Annotated in this window: 15 protein-coding genes; 4 read left to right on the top strand and 11 right to left on the bottom strand. The window is 34.8% G+C overall.

Annotation, left to right across the window (positions count from 1 at the left end; all coding sequences use genetic code 11):
• Nucleotides 1-7: 7 nt before the first annotated feature.
• Nucleotides 8-1330, bottom strand: a complete 1323-nt coding sequence (locus ABXT06_RS10950) for a M16 family metallopeptidase (protein ID WP_354590798.1) — start codon at nt 1328-1330, stop codon at nt 8-10.
• A 273-nt stretch (nt 1331-1603) separates the two neighbouring features.
• Between ABXT06_RS10950 and rplU the strand changes: the two genes are divergently transcribed.
• The 3 genes from rplU (at nt 1604) to ABXT06_RS10935 (ending at nt 3737) form a co-directional block, all read left to right on the top strand.
• Nucleotides 1604-2041 (top strand): 50S ribosomal protein L21, encoded by a 438-nt coding sequence (gene rplU / locus ABXT06_RS10945; RefSeq protein WP_026728576.1) that lies wholly within the window; start codon nt 1604-1606, stop codon nt 2039-2041.
• 24 nt (nt 2042-2065) lie between these two features.
• On the top strand, nt 2066-2326 hold the full coding sequence (rpmA, locus tag ABXT06_RS10940; RefSeq protein WP_012023622.1) for a 50S ribosomal protein L27: 261 nt from the start codon (nt 2066-2068) through the stop codon (nt 2324-2326).
• A gap of 115 nt (nt 2327-2441) precedes the next feature.
• Nucleotides 2442-3737, top strand: a complete 1296-nt coding sequence (locus ABXT06_RS10935; protein WP_354590797.1) for a hypothetical protein — start codon at nt 2442-2444, stop codon at nt 3735-3737.
• A gap of 99 nt (nt 3738-3836) precedes the next feature.
• On the opposite strand, the gene ABXT06_RS10930 is transcribed toward ABXT06_RS10935, so the two are convergent.
• Nucleotides 3837-6596, bottom strand: coding sequence for an AsmA family protein (locus ABXT06_RS10930; protein WP_354590796.1), 2760 nt, complete (start codon nt 6594-6596; stop codon nt 3837-3839).
• Nucleotides 6597-6649: 53 nt separating this feature from the next.
• Nucleotides 6650-7231: a MiaE family protein gene (locus ABXT06_RS10925; protein ID WP_354590795.1), complete on the bottom strand. Its 582-nt coding sequence runs from the start codon at nt 7229-7231 to the stop codon at nt 6650-6652.
• Between the two features lie 113 nt (nt 7232-7344).
• Here ABXT06_RS10925 and ABXT06_RS10920 point away from each other — a divergent pair, with 113 nt between their 5' ends.
• The gene (locus tag ABXT06_RS10920) at nt 7345-8586 is read left to right on the top strand and encodes a glycosyltransferase family 4 protein (protein WP_354590794.1); all 1242 of its coding nucleotides are present in this window, start codon (nt 7345-7347) and stop codon (nt 8584-8586) included.
• Between the two features lie 56 nt (nt 8587-8642).
• Here the strand turns inward: ABXT06_RS10920 and ABXT06_RS10915 are convergent, their stop codons facing one another.
• The 8 genes from ABXT06_RS10915 to porU all read right to left on the bottom strand — a co-directional run bounded on the left by ABXT06_RS10915 (nt 8643) and on the right by porU (nt 20955).
• Nucleotides 8643-9521, bottom strand: coding sequence for a helix-turn-helix domain-containing protein (locus ABXT06_RS10915; RefSeq protein ID WP_354590793.1), 879 nt, complete (start codon nt 9519-9521; stop codon nt 8643-8645).
• A gap of 96 nt (nt 9522-9617) precedes the next feature.
• A complete protein-coding gene (locus ABXT06_RS10910; protein ID WP_354590792.1) occupies nt 9618-10148 on the bottom strand; it encodes a carboxymuconolactone decarboxylase family protein in 531 nt (176 codons plus the stop codon).
• A gap of 417 nt (nt 10149-10565) precedes the next feature.
• Nucleotides 10566-12413, bottom strand: coding sequence for a hydrolase/aminopeptidase (locus ABXT06_RS10905; RefSeq protein WP_354590791.1), 1848 nt, complete (start codon nt 12411-12413; stop codon nt 10566-10568).
• A 91-nt stretch (nt 12414-12504) separates the two neighbouring features.
• Nucleotides 12505-14148, bottom strand: coding sequence for a dihydrolipoamide acetyltransferase family protein (locus tag ABXT06_RS10900; RefSeq protein ID WP_354590790.1), 1644 nt, complete (start codon nt 14146-14148; stop codon nt 12505-12507).
• A 4-nt stretch (nt 14149-14152) separates the two neighbouring features.
• Entirely contained in the window at nt 14153-15151 is a 999-nt protein-coding gene (pdhA, locus tag ABXT06_RS10895; protein ID WP_026728681.1) for a pyruvate dehydrogenase (acetyl-transferring) E1 component subunit alpha, read from the bottom strand.
• A gap of 159 nt (nt 15152-15310) precedes the next feature.
• Nucleotides 15311-15793 carry a cytidine deaminase gene (gene cdd / locus ABXT06_RS10890; RefSeq protein WP_354590789.1) on the bottom strand — a complete coding sequence of 161 codons (483 nt, stop codon included), beginning with the start codon at nt 15791-15793 and terminating at the stop codon, nt 15311-15313.
• 79 nt (nt 15794-15872) lie between these two features.
• Nucleotides 15873-17078 (bottom strand): type IX secretion system outer membrane channel protein PorV, encoded by a 1206-nt coding sequence (gene porV, locus ABXT06_RS10885; protein ID WP_354590788.1) that lies wholly within the window; start codon nt 17076-17078, stop codon nt 15873-15875.
• A 40-nt stretch (nt 17079-17118) separates the two neighbouring features.
• Nucleotides 17119-20955, bottom strand: coding sequence for a type IX secretion system sortase PorU (gene porU, locus ABXT06_RS10880; protein WP_354590787.1), 3837 nt, complete (start codon nt 20953-20955; stop codon nt 17119-17121).
• Between the last annotated feature and the right edge of the window lie 13 nt (nt 20956-20968).

Raw genomic sequence — 20968 nt, 5'->3', positions numbered from 1 at the left:
GATATTCTTAGTTTTGAGATTTGGCTGTCGGAATATAATCTAAAATCAAACGCTGATTCGGGTTTAAATACTTTTTGGCAACTTCTCTGATTTCTTCTCTTGTAATAGAATGATAGATATCAATTTCAGTATTGATTAAGTTAACATCGCCATAAAGTAAATAATACGAAGCAAGATTTTCTGCAATTCCTTCTACGCTTGCATTGGCATTTACATAATTGTTATCGAATTTGTTTTGTAGTTTTTCATAGTCTTTTTCAGAAATAAGATCGGTTTGTATTTTTACAATTTCCTCATCCATTTCCTTTAAAATGTCGTCAATGGTGTATGGAGCCATTGGTAGGCCATAAAGAATGTACGTTCCATAATCTTCCTGGCTAAAACCTACTGCGCCAATTTGTAACGCCATTTTTTTGTCGTCAACTATTTTTTTGTAAAGTTTAGAACTTTTGCCGTCACTTAAATAAGAAGAAATTAAATCTAAAACTCTAGCATCTCTTGTTTTCATTGAAGGCGTTCTGTATGAAGCAACAATCATCGGAATTTGAATGTTTGGATCTTCATAGGTTGCTTTAATGGTTTTGGTAATAGGTTCTTCTGTAAAAGTTTGTTTTTTAACTTCTTCGCCTCTTGGAATTGGTCCAAAATATTTCTGAACCCATTCTTTTGTTTTTGTTTTTTCGAAATCTCCTGCAATAACCAAAACGGCATTGTTTGGTGTATAGAATTTTTTATTGAAGGCTTGAAACTCTTCCAGTGTCGCGGCATCCAAATCTTTCATAGAGCCAATGGTTGTCCATCTGTAAGGATGATTTTTGAACATGTTTTTTTTAACCTCCGCAAGGATGTTTCCATACGGCTGATTATCGTAACGCATTCTTTTTTCTTCTTTTACGACTTCGTTTTGCGTGTCAACTCCCACCTTATTAATAATAGGATGCATTAATCTCTCAGATTCCATCCATAAACCAAGTTCTAGGCTATTAGAAGGAAAAACTTCATAATAATAGGTTCTGTCGTCAGAAGTATTGGCATTGTTTACTCCACCATTTGCGGTAACGATTTTCATCCATTCTCCGCGTTTTATATTTTGAGTTCCTTCAAATAATAAATGCTCAAAAAAGTGTGCAAATCCCGTTCGGTCAGGGCGCTCGTCTTTTGATCCAACATGATACATTACCGAAGTTATGACAACTGGAGCAGAAGGATCGTTGTGTAAAATGACATGCAATCCATTGTCTAAATCGTATTCTTCAAAAGCTACTTTTTGGGCATGAGCCACTCCGCCAAGCATTAATGCAGCACTTAACATCATTATTGATTTTTTCATAAAGATTAATAATTTTAAAATATCAACAATAGTAGGTAGACAAGAGTTGATTTTGGTTACACCAAAAATAGTTTTTTTTAATTATGTATTACAGATTTGTTTTCAAATAAATGCTATTTTAACAATCTTTTACTTTAAATTAATTTTGTTTTGTGTGTGGAACTGCTTGAAAAACAAGGTTTTTTTGAGTGAAAATATTTTTGCTTTTATGGGTTGCATAGTAAATTATTAGTTGTATATTTGCAACCTTAAAATTCAATAAATCAATTTGATATGTATGCAATCGTAGAGATAGCAGGGCAACAATTTAAAGTAAGCAAAGACTTAAAGGTTTATGTTCACCGTTTAGCTAATGAAGAAGGTTCAAAAGTTTCTTTTGACAAAGTTCTTTTATTAGATGACAATGGAAATGTAACTTTAGGCGCCCCAGCTATAGAAGGTGCTTCAGTAGAAGCTAAAGTGTTACAACACTTAAAAGGAGATAAAGTTATCGTTTTCAAAAAGAAAAGAAGAAAAGGATACAAAAAAAGAAATGGTCACAGACAATATCTTACTCAAATTGTAATTGAAGGTATTACTGCAGCAGGAGGAACTAAAAAAGCAGCAGCTAAAAAAGCAGTTGTAGCAGAAGAAGCAGCTACTGAAGAAGTAGAAGCTCCAAAAGCAAAAAAAGCAGCTCCAAAAGCAAAAAAAGAGACTACTAAAGAATAATAACAATATTTAAACTCATACGTCATGGCTCACAAGAAAGGTGTCGGTAGTTCGAAGAATGGTAGAGAATCAGAATCAAAACGTCTAGGCGTTAAGATTTATGGTGGTCAAGCTGCTATTGCTGGGAACATCATCGTTAGACAAAGAGGTTCAAAACATAATCCAGGTGAAAACGTTTACATTAGTAAAGATCACACTCTTCACGCAAGAGTTGCTGGAGTTGTTAAGTTCCAAAAGAAAAGAGATAACAAATCTTATGTATCTATTATCCCATTCGAGGCATAATAATCATAGATTACTTTTTATAAAAAACCCGTTCTGAAAAGATCGGGTTTTTTATTTTTATGATTGTAGAAAGACTTTTAAATTTATATTTGCTTTCTCTTTAAAATAAAAAATTTTGAAAAAGATCTTATTATTGCTTTTATTGTCTTGTTTGAGTATTTGCGCAAAACCAGTTTCAGGAAATATTGTAAATCATTTAAGTTCATTGAATGAAAAACAGAGAAATGTTTTATACAAATATGAAGTTTTAAAAAGAAACGGAGAGAAGACAGAACAGTTTTGGCAGGAAAACAAAAATCAGTTTCCAGAAATTGATTCTGAAACAAGAGACGAACTAGCAAAAGAGATTTTTGAAAATTCTATTGTAGTTTATAAGCCTCAGAAGAATTCTGCAGTTCAAATTTGGATGCAGACACAATTGTTGACCAATTGGATGTTTTATTTATCGGCATTTATTGCTATTTGTGCTGTTATTGCGCTTTTTAAGAAGTATTGGAGTTTACTTATAGGGTTTCTTATTAAGCGTTTAGAGCCTCTGCTTAGATATTTGTTTTCGCCTCTATTGTTAACTTGTGAATTGCTAGCAGTTGGAATTGCCTGTATTTTTTACGGAACAGTTTTAGAAGATTTTGTTCTGCGAACTGTAATTATTCATTTGGGATTGTTTTTGTTGTGGAGTCAGTCGACAGCTTTGTTTACCAAGGAATATTGGGTTAAAAAGTACATTTTTGAGATCGAAAGCAATTTCTGGGGGAAAGCTCCATGGGAAACTATAAAAACGATTTGTTTGCCAGCAGTTTTGGTGACAGCTGCACTTTGGTATGTGTTGTGCAAAGTTCCTGCAGATGTTTTTTATAATTATGAAATTGTAGTTGCAGGAATAGCTTCTGTTTATGCGCTTCCTTTTTGGCGCACTTTAGAGAGATATATTTATCCGATTTTGTTTCCTTTCAAGAGTGAAGGCTATAGAGAAAGAAGTATTAATTCTCTTGGAGCATGTACAGTTGTAGCTGTTTTGGTAACTGCTACTTTGGTTTTACAATGGAATCCTGCTTTTTATAATGTTATTGCGGCTTTTATAAGTTTGGAGATTTTTGCATTTTTAATTTTATCCTTAAAAGCAAATCATAAATATAATTTAGGCAATTATTATTACTTGCAATTTGTAACTCTTCTTTTTCTTATTCTAGTGTTTTCGTATGGCGGTCAAACGAGTTCAAACGAAATAATTTGGTTTTCGATAGTGGGCGCATGTTTGTTTGTGATTTTAAAATATTTGGAAATTTTCTCTTTCTTCTCGAGTTGGAAAAGAGGAAAAGCCTGGGCATGGAAGCTTCTAGGGCTTGCTGCTTTACTATGGCTTTTAGGAAAAGGGATTTTGTATGTTTCGAAGCAGATATTTATAGTTTAATTTTCTGGAAAAGAAAAACCTTTGTCAAAGTTCAAGACTTTGACAAAGGTTGATATGTAGACATTCAGTTTGGAATTTGGAATTTTTTAATTTAGAATTTTAATCTTCAGTATCCTTGGTTTCTTCCAAATCTTCCGTTTTCTTACCGACTTTTACTTTTGGATTATCCTGAGTTCCAGTAACAGTTAATGGGATTCCGAAAATACCAAAAGGAGGTAATCCTAAACGCATTTTTAAGTTCAGTTTTCCGTCTAAGCTTGTTGTTCCTTCAATTCTTGGTCTAAATCCAGCAAACTTAAATTTAAAGCGATCTACAGTTATAATATTATTTTTAACCGTTGTTTTGATATCTACTTTAGAAAGATCTGGATTTTTCATAGATTCAGAGTTGGTCTGTTTGCTCACAGCATTAAACATTTTCAAACCTCTTACTTTGACATCTTTTACAGAAAGCGTTCCGCCTCCCACAAGCGAAGGATAAACAGGATCCATGTTTGCATTTAAGCGTCCTTTTAATTGGTAATCTAAAGAAACAATTCCTTGTGCTTTCTCTGCGGCGCTTGCCATTTTTCTGAAAACTTCAATCTCGTTATACGCTCGTTTTATATCAAAATCGGTTGCTTTGATGGCGTAATCAAAATTAGCTTTTTTGGTTGTAACTGCTTGATAATTTGCGTTCATGCTAACCTTGCATCCAATTAGATCAAAACCTGTATTTTGCATGGTTAATTTGCCTTTGTTCATGCTTAAGTTTCCAACAGCGTTTTGAAGATTTAATTTGTCAAAATTTACTTTTTGAGCATTAGCAGTAAAGTTTAAATTCAGATTGGTAGGAATAACAATTACACCAGTTTGTGTGTTTTCTGTTTTTGTCTCTGTTTTTGGCTTAGTAGTTTCTGTTACAGAAGTTCCTGGGGCGGTTTCCGACATAAATTCGTCAACATTGATGTATCGCGAAGTAACTTTAAAAGAGCCTCTTAAAACACCTGTATTGGTCATTACATAATTGAAAACGTTCTGTAGATAACCATTCATTTTAAAATCAGACTGTCCGTATGCAGCTAAGAAGTTATTGAAAGACATTTTGTCCTGATTGATTTTGAAAATACCTTCTTTGATGATGAATTTCTTTGGAAGATATTCAGAAGTAATTCCAATGTTTCTTAATTCAAGAGTTCCCTTATTATTCAATTTGCTGTAATTTCCTTTTTCGGCATCGCTTTGTTTTCCTTTTAAAGATACGTCGGCTTTTACAAAACCATCAAGATCAAGACCTTTTTGCGAGAAAACTCTATAAATTCTGCTAATATCCAATTCGCCTTTTGCTTTCACATCATAGCTCAAATCGTCAAAATTGCTTAAATCGGCTTGTACAAAAACAGGTTTTCCCTCAAAGGTAAATTGCGTTGGCTGTAAATTTACTTTCAGGTCGGAAAATGTTCCTTTCTGGTTTTCGATTTTCGATTTAATCGTAATATCAGTAATTGGATTTGGATAATATGGAGTTTTTAAATATCCATTATCCAAATTAATAGTTCCATTCGTAACAGGAAAACGCTTGTTTTTTTGATCAAAAATTCCGTTTGCTTTTACATCCCCCGCTAGAGTTCCTTTTAATTCAATATCTGGAATTCCAAGCGCTTTCATTAATTTTTCAAGATCAATTTTGGCTTTAAAGTCAGCATTAATATCTGGAGTGTTTACTCCTTTAACCAAAAACTTCGATTTTAAATAATCCTGATTAATGTTTAAAGATAGGTTTTTAGCATCAACAATTACCAAATCTGGATTTAGGGAAGGAACGGTTGTTTTGATTTCTAAATTTAAATTTGAAACTGGAAATGCGCTTTTGTTATAATTGACAAAACCGTCAGTCACTTTTACATCCAAATCTAGATCAGGTGCTATATTTTCAGAAGTAATATACTTTCCTTTTAGAGTCAGAAGCAGATTTGTGTTTCCTTTTAAATCTGTTTTAGAAAGCCATGTAATATATTTTGGAGGTAAGGCTGTAAAGACATCATAAAGCTTGCTGTTATTAGATTTAATAACAAAATCCATATTATAACCGTCCTTCAAAAAATCAAATTTCCCTTTAAAATCGACTAATAGTTGATTGATTTTAAGATTGTTTTGTTGGAAAAAGAAAGAAAGTGAGTTGATATTTACTTTTGTGATCAAATCTGCATCAACTTTTTTGTTCATTAAATAAGGTTCATCTTCATAAACAATATTTAGCTTTTCGATGTTTGCTTTAGAATATAAATCAAAGACAGCTTTGTTTAAATCTCCTTTTCCTAAATAATTAAAACCGAATGCGTCAAAATGAACTTTAGTCGATTTATCATCATAAACGATTTTACTGTTTAAAATTTCGATTCGTTCCAATTTAAGCGCCGTGTCGCTGCTGTCTTTATCTTTAGAAGCTTGTTCTTGTGATTTATAAATGTTGTAATTCGCTTCTCCTTCCGGATTTACTTTTACGTTTATAAAAGAATCTGATAAATAAATCTGATCAATTTTTACTGATTTACTGAAAATCAAACTCGCCACATTTATTCCAAAAGAAACCTCTTTTGCAGTGATGAATTTTTCGTTTGTATATGGAGCCGAACCATTCAGGCTTAAATTGTCTAATGTCAAAGTAAGTGAAGGAAAATGATGGAAAAACGACACCGAAACATCAGAATAATTCAATTCTGCGCTTAATCTTTCGTTGGCAGTTTTCTTTATTTGCTCTTTAATCTGATCCTCAAAGACAATAGGCATTAAAAATAATAGTCCTATAATGACCGCGAAAGTTATTCCGGTATACTTCGCAATTTTAAAAACGATTGATCTCGATTTACTTTTTTGCATAGCGAATTTTGGTTTTTTAAATAAAAAAAATAGAGTTGAAAAAAGAGCGTAATTTATCCGTGAACGGTTTCTTGTTTGCCATAATTGGTAATAATAGAACCTTCATATTCAATCCATTCCTTCCAGCGTTTATCAATATCAATATTGTCTTGATATTTTCTGGCAAATCCTAAAAAAGTAGTGTAATGTCCAGCTTCAGAAATCATAAGATCTCGGTAGAATTTAGCTAATTTTTCGTCTTTAATGTTTTCAGAAAGCACTTTAAAACGTTCACAGCTTCTAGCTTCAATCATCGCCGAAAACAGTAATCGGTCGCAAAGCGCATCTCTTCGGCTTCCATCTTTTTTCATAAACTTAAAAAGTTCATTTACGTAATGATCTTTTCGCTCGCGTCCTAATGTTAGTCCGCGCTCCTTTATAATGTTATGGACCATCTGAAAATGTTCCAATTCTTCTCTAGCAATTTCAAGCATTTCGGTTACCAATTCTTCAATTTCAGAATTGTAAGTAACAATGCTAATGGCGTTTGAGGCAGCTTTTTGTTCGCACCAAGCGTGATCCGTTAAAATTTCTTCGATATTAGACTCCACGATATTTACCCAGCGAGGGTCTGTAGCTAATTTTAATCCCAACATAATTTCCGAGCATTTAGATTTTGCAAAATTAGTGTTTTTTTACGACCGAATTTCAGGAAATTGGGTGCAAATCCGCGGAAAAAAGCATTATTTTGTAATGTGAAACAAAGTTTATGAATCAAATAAAAAAACTTTTAATTGTTGGGTTTGTTTGGCCCGAGCCAAAGTCTTCTGCTGCAGGCGGAAGAATGATGCAATTGATTTCTATTTTTAAAGAAAATGGGTTTGAAATTACATTTGCAAGCGCGGCTCAAGACAGCGATTTTATGGTTGATTTATCTGAATTTGGAGTAATAAAAAAAAGTATCGAATTGAACTCTTCAAGTTTTGATGGCTTTATAAAAGAATTAAATCCAGAGGTAGTCTTATTTGATCGATTTATGATCGAAGAACAATTTGGGTGGAGAGTGATTGAAAACTGTCCAAAAGCAATTCGAATTTTAGATACGGAAGATTTGCATTGTTTGCGAACAGCGAGACAAAAAGCTTTTAAAGAAAACAGAACTTTTGAGTTTTCTGATTTATTGTCTGAGGAAGTGGCAAAAAGAGAAATTGCCAGTATTTTGCGTTGCGACGTTTCTCTGATTATTTCTGAATTTGAAATGGATATTCTAAAAAATGTTTTCAAAATCAATGAAACTTTACTCTTTTATCTTCCTTTTTTAGTGGATAAAATGAAAGAAGAAGATTTGCTAGAATTGCCTTCTTTTGAAAGCCGAAATGATTTTGTTTTCATAGGAAATTTTCTCCATGAACCTAATTGGAATACCGTTCAATATTTGAAAGAAGCAATTTGGCCTTCTATAAAAAAAGATTTTCCAGATGCAGTTTTGAAGGTTTATGGAGCTTATCCGTCACAAAAAGTGTTGCAGTTGCATCAGCCTAAAAACGGTTTTTATATTATGGGAAGGGCAGAAGATGCCCATGAAATAGTAAAAAATGCAAAAGTGGTTTTAGCGCCGATTCGTTTTGGAGCAGGGTTAAAAGGAAAATTATTAGAAGCTATGCAATGCGGAACGCCAAGCGCAACCACAACAATTGGTTCTGAAGCTATGCATGCAAACTTGCCTTGGAATGGTTTTATTAAAGATAATCCGGAGGAGTTTTCGGAAAAAGCAATTGCATTATATCAAGATGAAAATCTTTGGAAGCAAGCTCAGAAAAACGGAATTGAAATCATTAACAAATGCTATCAAAAAAGCAATTATTCTGCTCAATTGATTTCAGTAGTAAATTCACTTTTAATAGATTCTGAAAGTCATCGTCTACATAATTTTATGGGAAATCTGTTGCAACATCACGCTTTTAAAAGTACGATGTACATGTCAAAATGGATTGAAGCAAAAAATAAGTAATCAGTGACAGTTTACAGTAATCAGCGGACTGCGACTGAAAACTGCGACTGCAAACTTTAAGTGTCCATTTTTCCAAAACCAACAGTTTCGCGATACATTTGAGGTGAAACATCGGCATTTGTTTTAAAGAAACGACTGAAATAATGTTCATCATCATAACCCAATTCGTAAGCGATTTCTTTTACCGTTTTATTGGTTAAATAAAGTTCTCTTTTGGCTTCAATAATAATTCTTTCCGAGATCAAATCGGTTAAGGTTTTGTTGAAATAATTCTTAGATAACTTCGCTAATGCTTTTGGAGAAATATTTAGTAAATCAGCATAATTTCCGGCCGAATGTTTGGTTTTAAAATTCAGTTCAATTGCATCTTTCAGGTTTTGAAGAATAGCAGGTTCTTTAGAATCAGGAACCGATTTCATTTCTTCCAATTGTTCTGTTTTTAATCTTGAAGCCGTAATTAAAAAGATTTTTAAATACGAAATCAATAACTCATACTGCGCCAATTCTGCATTCTGAATTTCAGCTTTCATTTGTTCAATTACCATTTTAAAAGTCTGTTCTGCTTGTTCTGTAACCTTAACGTAAGGTGGCTGATAAATGTTATTGAATAAAACGCCATTGCAGGAAACCTCTTTTTGATGCATATGAATGCAATAAAAATCAGGATGAAAATGAATTGCAATTCCTTCAATCGGTTCATTCACGCAAAGCATAAAAGGTTGATAAGGCGAAAAGGCGAGAAGTGAGTTTTCTTCAAAATGATGTTCTGCAAAGTCAGCTTTTACTTTGCCTTTTCCTTTAGTTACCCAAATTAACGAATAATAATTATTACGCTGTAAATGATCAAAATGACTGTTATCTTCAAAAGGAAGAATTTTAAAAGCCAAATTCCCATTCTGCGGATTGATTAAAGTAAAAACATTTTGAGAAGTCATGAGTTTTTGTTTTTGAAAGTATAAAGATAGCCATGAAATAAATCCGTGGCTATCTTTATAAATTGTTTTTTGTTATAGTGAATGTGTAAATCTTGATTAAACTGTTGGAAAATCAATTTCTGTGTTGGCTACGTTGTTAAAGTAGTTTGTTAAAACGTTTAAAGCTACGTGACCGATAGTTTCTGCAATTTCAGCATCAGAAACTCCTGCATTTTTGGCTTTATTTACATCTTCATCATTTACTAAACCACCTTTATTGATTAATGTTTTAGCCAATTGTAAAATCGCTTCTGTTTTCGCATCATCAGAATTTCCAGATCTTGCTGCTTTTAAAACTGCTGGATCTGCCTTCACTAATTTTTCTCCAATGTAAGTGTGGGCTGCTAAACAGTAATCACAAGAGTTGCTTTCTGAAACTGCTAATGCGATTAATTCTCCTGTTTTTGTGCTTAATTTTCCGTGGCTTAATGCGCCACTTAAATTCAAATATCCTTCAAGAACTGCTGGAGAATTTCCCATTGTTCTCATCATGTTTGGTACAACGCCTAATTTTGCCTGAACTGCGTTGAATAAATCTTTAGTTTTTCCTGTTACTTCTTCTGGGTTTAAAGCTGTTAATCGTGCCATTTTATTTAATTTTTAAAGTTGTTATTTGTTGTTGTCTTTTGACATTACAAAGTTGCGACGATTGCAGATTTTAAAACATGGAGAATGTACGCTATGTGATGGACAATTTTCCCTGCTGTTTTTTTAGGAGCTATTTCCCGCTATCCGTTCCAATCTTTTGTGTCTCGTTAAAGAAACGAGACACAAAAGGATTTCCACTTCTATCGGGGCTAGGGCTCTGGTTTTCATAAGATTGTTTTTCGTATAGTTTGTCATCCTGACGAAGGAAGGATCACACATGAACTCGACAAAGATTAAGGAATTGCTTTGCGGAATTTCTAGTGCGATTGCTCGTTCCTCGGAATGACAAACAAGACGTAAAAAAAAGAGTCTGTTCCTAAAGAATAGACTCTTTTCAAACTTATATTTTTGAAAAAATTATTTCAAAACACTTGCAGCATCCTGAATAGTGGTTGCATGATAACCAGATTTTGCTTTATCAAAAACTTTTTTAGCCCAAACTTTCCCTTCTGGAGTTTTAACCATTTCTTTATAAAGCATCATTATAGAACCAGTTCTACTGCTTCCAATTAAGAATTGCTCAATTGCAGGATCAGCAGCTTTGTATTGATGACGAATGGCCTGAACAAACCATTGGCGTTTAATAATGAAATTACCGCCTTTTGTAAAATTGAATTCTTTATCAATTGCTTCCATTTCTTTTGCTGTAATATCAGCTGGAAGATGATCTATAAAATGCTGTTTTTCGGCAGTAGTCGTGATTTTTTTGCTTAAACCTGCAACGCCAGTTTCTCTCCAGCTTTTTTGGATTGCGTCAATAGCATCAAAATCGGCAGAACTTACAGGAACGATGTTTGATGGGATTCCCGGTTTGTAAATCCAGTTATCTAATTGAATTTTATCTGCTAAAGCTTTGTCGCCTTTGATAAGATTTTCGTTTAAATATTTTACAAAATCTTCTGTTGTAATAGATTGAAAAGCATGAGAATCAAAATAATTCTTGATAAACGGATCAAATTTATCGCGACCCACTGCATTTTCAATCACTCTTAAAAAAGAATATCCTTTTACATAAGGAATCATGCTAATTCCATCGTCAGGATTTCTTCCTGTCAAACTAACTTTTAATCTTGTATCTGGATTTGTATTTCCATATTCAGCAACATTATCGACCAATTCTTTGTTAGTGATAACATTTTGCATGTCAAATTCTTTTTTACCAAAAATTGCTTCTCCAATTCTGTGTTCAACATAAGTAGTGAAACCTTCGTTTAACCAAATATCATCCCAAGTGGCATTTGTAACTAAGTTTCCGCTCCAGCTGTGTCCTAATTCGTGTGCTAACAAACTCGTAAGCGAACGATCTCCTGCAAGTACTCCTGGAGTTAAGAAAGTCAAGTTCGGATTTTCCATTCCGCCATAAGGGAAACTTGGTGGTAAAACCAAAACATCATAACGTCCCCATCTATATGGTCCGTATAATTTTTCTGCCGCATTTACCATTTTGCCAAGTTCAGCAAATTCGTAAGCAGCGCTTTTTAAAACAGATGGTTCTGCATAAACTCCAGTTCTGTTATCAATGGCCTGAAATTCTATATCTCCAACTGCAATTGCCATTAAATAAGAAGGAATTGCTTTGTCTTGCTTGAAAGTATAAACTCCAGTGTCGTTTTTCTTCTGTGGATTTACAGCACTCATAACTGCCAATAAATCTTTAGGAACTGTAACTTTTGCATTATAAGTAAAACGAATTCCTGGCGAATCCTGACATGGAATCCAAGTACGTGACCAAACGCTTTCTCCTTGAGAGAAAACAAAAGGTTTCTTTTTGTCTGCAGTTTGTTCTGGTTTAAGCCATTGTAAAGCAATGCCATCTTTAGTTGTGTTGTAATAAATGTTTACTTTAGTTGTGTTGGGCTCAATAGTAATATGAAGAGGTTTTCCGTGAAATTCAGTGGCTGCACCAAGTTCAAATTTTGTTTCTTTTTCATCGTCACCTAAAGTTACTTTGGTAATATTTAAAGTGTTTTCATCGAAGATAATTTTATTTCCTTTACTGATGTTGTCAATTGTCCAAGATGCTTTTCCTGAAATTGTCTGAGTGTCAAAGTCAACTTTGATGTCCAAATCAAGATGTTTTGCAGCAGCAAGTTCTGGTTTAGAATAACTGTGTTCATCAGCAACAGTTGTAGTTTTTTCTGTGCTTTCTTTTTTTTGGCAGGCTATTGCTGTCAGAAATAAAGCGGCAAGAATTAGTTTCTTCATTTTATGAGGTTTTGAATTTGAGGATGAAAATTAAACAAAAAATCCCGTTTTGAATAAACAAAACGGGATTTAATTATAAAATTAACAACGATTACGCCAACATTGTAACTGGGCTTTCGATGTATTGTTTTAATGTTTGTAAGAACTGAGCTCCAGTTGCTCCGTCAATTGTTCTGTGGTCACAAGCCAATGATAGCATCATTGTGTTTCCAACTACGATTTGACCGTTTTTAACTACTGGTTTCTCAACAATTGCACCTACAGAAAGGATAGCAGAGTTTGGCTGGTTGATAATTGAATTGAATTCAGTAATACCAAACATACCAAGGTTAGATACTGTAAAAGTACTTCCTTCCATTTCTTGTGGCCCAAGTTTTTTGTTTTTAGCTCTTCCAGCAAGGTCTCTTACTGAACCGCCAATTTGAGATAAACTCATAGCATCAGTAAATTTCAATACAGGAACAACTAATCCGTCTTCAACAGCTACAGCAACACCAATGTTTACGTGGTGGTTGATGATGATAGCATCTTCTTTCCACTGAGAGTTGATTTTTGGGTGTTTTTTCAATGCTAAAGCACAAGCTTTAATTACCATATCGTTGAAAGATACTTTTGTATCTGGAACGCTATTGATAGCAGCTCTAGCCTGCATTGCTTCGTCCATGCTTACTTCGATCACTAAGTTGTAGTGAGGAGCAGTGAATAAAGATTCAGAAAGACGTTTTGCAATGATTTTACGCATTTGAGAATTTTTGATCTCTTCTGTGTAAACTTCGCCAGCAGGAACGAATACTTTTGGTGCAGCAGGAGCAGATGCTTCTTGTTTAGCAGCAGGTGCTGAAGCAGCAGTTTGTGCTTGAGTAGATGGAGTAAAGTTCTCGATATCGCTTTTAACGATACGTCCGTTTTCTCCAGATCCTTTAACTTGATTTAATGAGATTCCTTTATCAGAGGCGATTTTCTTAGCTAATGGTGAAGCTAAAATTCTTCCTCCGTTTGAAGTTTCAGCAACAGCTTCTGTAGCTTGCGCAACAGCAGGAGCAGCTTTTGTTTCTTCAGCAGCAGGAGCACTTGCAGTTGCAGCGCCACCAGCAGTAAAGTTATCGGCAACTCCAGAAATGTCAGTTCCTGCAGGTCCGATGATAGCTAATAAACTATCAACAGGAGCAGTGCTTCCTTCTTGAATTCCGATGTATAATAATGTTCCAGCATTGAAAGACTCAAACTCCATAGTCGCTTTGTCTGTTTCAATTTCGGCTAAAATATCTCCTTCAGCTACAGTATCGCCAACTTTTTTCAACCAAGTTGCTACTGTACCTTCGGTCATTGTGTCACTTAAACGTGGCATAGTTACTACTATAACACCTTTTGGTAATTCAGCTGCAGCTTTTGCAGGAGCGGTAGTTTCAGTTTTTGCTTCGGCAGCAGGAGCATCCGCTTTTGGAGCTTCGGCAGCAGGAGCATCACCACCAGCTAAAAGAGCAGAAATATCTTCTCCTTCTTTACCAATGATTGCTAATAATGAATCAACAGGAGCAGTTTCTCCAGCTTGAATTCCGATATGTAAAAGAGTTCCTTCGTTAAAAGATTCGAACTCCATTGTTGCTTTGTCTGTTTCAATTTCAGCTAAGATGTCACCTTCGCTTACTTTGTCGCCTACTTTTTTAAGCCAAGTTGCTACCGTTCCTTCAGTCATAGTATCGCTCAAACGAGGCATTGTTACTTTAATCGCCATGATATTATAATTTATGAGGTGTAAATGGATAGTCTTCTTGTGCGTATACTACATCGTATAATTGTTGTAAGTCTGGGTATGGAGATTCTTCAGCGAATTTCGCACACTCTTCAACTAGGTCTTTAACTCTTTGGTCAATTACTTCAATTTCTTCTTCAGTAGCATATTTTTGATCCAAGATTACGTCTAAAACCTGAGTAATAGGGTCGATTTTTTTGTACTCTTCAACCTCTTCTTTAGAACGGTATAATTGTGCATCAGACATAGAGTGTCCTCTGTAACGGTAAGTTTTCATTTCAAGGAAAGTTGGTCCATCTCCGCGACGTGCTCTTTCGATAGCTTCGTGCATTGCTTCAGCAACTTTTACAGGGTTCATTCCGTCAACAGGTCCGCAAGGCATTTCATAACCTAAACCTAATTTCCAGATGTCAGTGTGGTTTGCAGTTCTTTCTACAGAAGTTCCCATTGCGTAACCGTTGTTTTCAACGATAAATACTACTGGAAGTTTCCATAACATAGCCATGTTGAAAGCTTCGTGAAGAGAACCTTGTCTAGCAGCTCCGTCACCAAAGTAAGTCATGGTAACACCGCCAGTATTAAAATATTTGTCTGCGAAAGCAATACCTGCCCCAACTGGGATTTGAGCACCTACAATTCCGTGACCACCGTAAAAACCGTGTTCTTTCGAGAAAATGTGCATAGAACCTCCCATACCTTTAGACGTTCCTGTTGCTTTTCCTAAAAGTTCTGCCATTACGTTTCTAGGATCAACTCCCATACCGATTGGTTGAACGTGGTTTCTGTAAGCAGTAATCATTTTATCTTTGGTCAAATCCATAGCGTGCAGTGCGCCAGCTAATACAGCTTCTTGACCATTATATAGGTGTAGAAAACCTCTAACTTTTTGTTGAATGTATAATGCTGCAAGTTTGTCTTCAAACTTTCTCCAAAGTAGCATGTCTTCATACCACTTTAAATATACCTCTTTTGTAACTTCTTTCATCTGAATTCTTTCTTTTGCTAAAGTTGTTTGTGTTATCGATTATTGTGCCTGTAACGCAAAATAGTTTCCTCCCACAAATTTGCGCCCGAAAGGTCGGGATGCAAAAATAAGACATTACATTTAAGAACTAAAATTAAAACGATACTTTTTGGCTTTTTTTTACAAGAACTTTTTGTCGAACATCAATGGGAGCAAATTTTTTAGGGATGATGATTTATAAACTTCGCCAATTTCTCCCATAAAATAGATTTCTATAGGTGTGTCTTGTTTTATCTCGTATTCTGCTATTGATTGTCGGCAAGAACCACAAGGCGGAATAGGAGCAGTGGTTTGATTGGTGTCTGAAGCTGCTGTAATTGCCATTTTTAAGATTTTGGCTTCTGGATATGCACTTCCCGCATAAAAAATAGCAGTTCGTTCAGCACAAAGTCCAGACGGATAGGCAGCATTTTCTTGGTTGGAACCTAAGATAATTTTTCCGTTGTCTAGAAGCAAAGCAGCGCCAACTTTAAACTTTGAATAAGGTGCGTAAGCTTTTTTTCTGATTTCGACAGCTTGATTCATTAAATTCTGAATTTCAACTGGAAGTTCATTTAAATTATCAAATATTGTAAATGAAGCGGTTATGTTGATTTCTTTCATTTGTATATAAGGGAAAAAAAATCCAAATTCCTAAAATGCCGGAATTTGGATTGAATTATTTTTATTTTAAACGTTCTTTTTAATAAGTTTCGTATTTGTCTCCAAAGTTAAACGTTAAAGAGAAACGCAGCGTATTTTCTAAAGGGTTTTTTATTTTAGAAGCTGAGAACAGGTACGAAACATCAATTTTCATAATGTTGTATTTAAATCCTGCTCCTAAAGAGAAAAACTGCTTTGCACCTTTTTCTGGACTTTCATGATAGTATCCTAAACGGAATGCAAAAGCATCTTGGTACATGTATTCTCCAGCGATGCTATAAGTTACTTCTTTCATTTCTTCTTTGAATCCGCCTGGCGCATCTCCAAAAGATTTAAATATTCCTTGAAACCAGCCAATATCATTGTAGTTTCTGTAGCCAATATCTGTTGCTTCTTGTTGAGAAATATCTTCAGGATCATCAAAGTCTCCGTCGCCATTTACATCTACTGGTGTTCCGATTCCTGGAGGAGTTGGAACTAAAAGTTTAGTAAGTTCGGCGCTTAAAGTGAATTTATTATAATCGTCAAAAATAAAATCAAACCCTCCTCCTAATCTTAAATTAGCAGGCAAGAAGTTTGAGCTTATATCGTCGTTATCATAACTAATTTTTGGTCCCATATTCTGAAAGTTCACACCCGCTCTCCATCTACCATTGAAATCTTGATAAGCAATTTCTTCTGATTGATAAAAAGCAGTTACATCTACTGCAAAAGATCTTGCAGATGTGGCATCAACTTCTTCTGAAGCGACTTTTAAGTTTGAGCTGATAAAACGACCAGCAACAGCCATAGAGAATTTTTCGCTCAATTTTAATGAGTAAGATCCGTCTAAGGCAAACTCATTTGGATTTACTTCTCGTACGGCTTCATTCGGGTCTCCTGTGTATCTTAGTTCAATTCCCCCAAAACCGAAATAACGAAAACTTCCTGCAAAAGCACTTTTTTCGTTGATTTTGTTGTAATACGTAATCTGTCCTAATGAAATATCATTGGCTAGATCTGTTAAATAAGGGGTGTAACTGATAGAAAGACCTTGCGCATCTTCAGAAAATGCATACTTAGCAGGGTTCCATTGTTGTGAGAAAACGTCAGCAGAAGTGGCTACCCCTTGATCTGCTAAACCAGCTGCTCTAGCATCAGCAGCGACTAATAAAAAAGGTACTCCAGTGACAATAGGCCTTGATTCCTGAGCCCTAGAATTGTAAATGCTAAAAATACAAATTAGTAAAAGTGATAGTTTTTTCATTTATGGGACTTGTGTTTTGGTGGTGCAAATATATATAATATTATAGGATGACAAGCTTTTCGTATTTTTCTGCTTTTTTATTTGTTAAATTAGATCTTACAGTTAGTTTGTAAATATACACTCCTTTTCCGATTCTGTCGCCAAAATCGTCTCTTCCGTCCCATGATATTTCTCTAGATAAAAAGCCTTCTGTCGTAACAGTTTGATTTTTTGTCCAGACTACTTTTCCTGTAATGGTCATTACTTGTACTTGTACATCTAATGGCTCATAAGGCCTGTTATGCGAAAACCAAAATTGTGTGTAAGTTGAAAAAGGATTTGGGTAATTAAGAACGTGTGATAGTGTCAGAGAATCGTCTCCTACAACTGTGAATTGAATTTCACTCGTCACGGGATTGTTGTAAACATCCCAAGCGGTAAAACTTATGGTGTGCAGTCCAGGAGCTAAATTTCGAAAAGGAAAACGTAGGTTTCCGTTGGTGTAATCGTCTAATTTTGTTTGGTAATAATCATTCAAAATATAAGGATTACTCACATCTCCATCTAAGATAGCGACAATGTCATGCCCGATTCCGCTTGCTGTGTTAATCCCATTTTCATCTTCCAGAAAGGCCAAAAAGAACGGCGATTCATTGGTAATTCCTCCCGATACAAAAGTTTCATCGTTCATATATAACTTCACTTTCGGACTTATATTGTCTTGAGGTGCATTTTCGTTAATTCCCCCAATTTTAATGCTGTTATTGTAGCCGGTTTGGTTTTCTAATGCCTCGGTTTTTTTCGAATAGAAGCTAATTCTGCCGTGGTCAACAGGAATTCGAATATCCCTAGGAACAACAAAACTGAATTCAAATTGTCCATTGGTAACCGATGCGTTTCCTCTAAAAATAGTTTCTCCCAAAGTTTTAAACTGCATTGGGGGGCTAAATCCATCATTGTTTAAGGTGGTATTTGTAATTAGTTTATCGAAAATGGCTGTAGCTAATTCTCCGTTATAATTGCTTAAAAGTGTATTATTTTCGTCTGTGATTTCTCCTGAAATTTTAATTTTTGATAATGATTTTAAATCAGGAATCGCTTGCGAAATCACAATATCATTTACTTTTGTTAAATTAATTCGTGGTTTTGCAATGGCAAGCATCAAAGCAGGATCGCCTATATAAAAAACAACATTGCTTGAAGAGCTCGGATTTTCATTTTTTGATATTCTTAAGGATTCTGCAATAGTGTTATATTGGTTTGAACCATAAGAAAGAAGATTTTTGCTAATTGTTTTATTGAACTCTTCAGCGTTTGTTTGTCCAATTTCACGAACTGTAGTTAGCATTGAAATTGCGCCTCCTTTTGGATTCCAATAAACATATTCTCCGGCTGTAGGTCTTGTTGGGTCATCAAAACGCGAAAACTCACAGGTAATGGTTATGAATAAAGGGTATTTATATTGATTGGTAAGGTTTTGCCCGTCTGATTTTTCCCAAATTCTTTCGCTTGCTAATCCGTCCTCACCACCGTGCCCTAAATAATTGAATATAAGAGCTCCTTTTTCGAAAGCATTGAAAAAATCGGTTCTTGCCTTCGGGTAACGTGATCCGCCTGCAGAAGCTTCTTGAGTATAAGCGTCTAGAAATATTTTATCAATATTAAAAAAAGGCTTTTCGGTCGCGATTTGATCTGCGAGAACATTTTGGTTTGCTTGTAGAGTCTGATCGCCTGGTCTGTCGGAGTCATCGCTAATTAAAACAACATTGTTTCTCCAATTTCCATAGGATTTTATATCATGATATTCCAGAACCTTGTTTACCATTTCCTGAGCTTGCGCGTTGTCTGAAACCAGCATTCGTCCTACGGCAATATCAATTCCGGCAAGAGATGGAATGACAACACCTTCGTTGGCATCCATTAATCCGTAAAAATCATCAGAGGCAAACGAAGCTTCACCGACAGTATTGCTTATTAAAGACTGATATATAGGTACAATGTTAGTATTGTTTGAAATTCGGTCTTTGTAATCATATGAAGCATCTCCGAATAAATTTAAGAAACGTATTCTTTTGTCTGATGAAGAAGCATTGTTATAAATATATTTAATGCAGTTTCTAATAGCTGCTATATCTTGTTTGCCAGAAGAAAATTCTTGGTAGATACTTTCGAGAGAAATAACTTTTACAATTAAGTTGGAATTTGTTCTGTGAAAACCGGCTAATCTTTCAGCTTGAGAAGCTAAAGATTTTGGAGTTATTATAACATAATCTATATCCTGAAAAGTATTTTGGTTGTTTTTAAAAAGTGTTCCTTTTAAATTCTGATTGGCAATTTTTGATTGATTTTCTTTTAATGGAGTATAGTAGTCAGAAGGATCTATGGCGACGTATTTTCGAACTTCTCCTAAATTGGCCTTAAAGCTAAAAGAAAGCTGATTTGAGGTTTCAATTTTAGAGACATTATATAAGTCTGTAATGTCCCAGATTTGTGTTATGCCTGAAGAGTTTCCTATTGTATAATTGGCAATTCCTGCAGTGGCGCCTGCAGCATTGTATTGAAAATGAAATTGTTTGCCTGTTCCTAAAAGTTTTCGTTTTGCAGTTAGGTTAATGTAATCTAAGTAACCTTTCGATCCAGGAACGCCATTATTATTATAGATAAGTTTTATTTTGATATTGTCAGCTCCAATAAATTCGGCGTTTGAAGGTAGTTTTCCTGTAGTGTATTTCGTGTCGGAGTTGGCAATTAAAGAGGGAAAACTTATGGAGCCTGCACTTTGTCCGTTTGCTGATATTGCAAAAGATGTAGTGGTCAAGGAAGCCGATGCTGCACTTACCGCTATCTTTACAGGTGCAGAGGTGTCAAGGTTTGGAAAACTAAAAGAAAACTCTTGTTCCTGATTGATGTCAAACGATTCTCCTAGCCATTGACGTCCTAGATGTACGATGTTGGTTTGGTCAATTTCATGGTATTGATAGTCATCAAACGTGTTTAGTTCTAAAGTTGTGCTTCCTGTTGGCTGATTTAGGTTTTGAATTCTCTTTCCGTCGCCTCCTGAAACAGTAACATAATAATAGGATTTGGTGTCGTATAAATTCAAATTGGTTTGGCTTTCTGAATTCCAATTTTCAGTTCCTTCGGCATAAAAAAGAATGTAGTCGTCGTTATTAAAAACACCGTCACTTTCGCCAGTTACTTGTATTGCATTTTCTATTAAATCATCAGGATAATAGGTGCTGTTGGCAAGAGGGAGCATCCTTCCTCCGTTTCCATAAATTTTTATTCTCCTTGGGTCAACTTTTGTCGCATCAAAGCCTAAGCTTTGTAAAAATGACCGATCTATTTTGTAAACTCCTGATTTTTGAATGTAAAACCGATACCAATCTCCAGAAGCTAAAACAGAATTTATTATTGCTGCCGGTTTTTGAAATGGAGAGGCCGATGCAGTTCGCGCAGTTGTATTGCTAATAAGATAAGAGAAGGATTTTATGCGTTTGTAACTGTTTCCTTCCTTAATTATTGGAGATAAAGAAAGAAAAGAATATCTCAAATCTCTTGCATTTGTAACTATTACCGATTCATTTGGTTTTTCAGGGATGTTTTCAGGTGTTAAATCTCCTAGATCTGCTTTAGAAATCGACTCATAAACAACATTGCTAATTTGTGTAGAACTATTGTTTGAGACGCCAGATTGATTTAGATTTTGAAGCAGTGTTATGTTTTTTTTTGTAATGTCGAAGCGAAAACTGCTTCCTGAGAAGTATGGAATTATAATTTTGTTTTCGCCATAATTCACCTCTTTTTTATTTTGCCAATCGATCGTGATAGTCCCATTTATCTGAGAAAACGAGAGAATTGGAATTAAAAAAATGTAGATAAGAATTGCTTGTTTCATCGGTTAAAAAGGC

It is taken from the genome of Flavobacterium sp. UW10123, assembly GCF_040538975.1.
Taxonomy (GTDB): domain Bacteria; phylum Bacteroidota; class Bacteroidia; order Flavobacteriales; family Flavobacteriaceae; genus Flavobacterium.
This window is presented reverse-complemented; position numbering and strand designations above follow the sequence as displayed.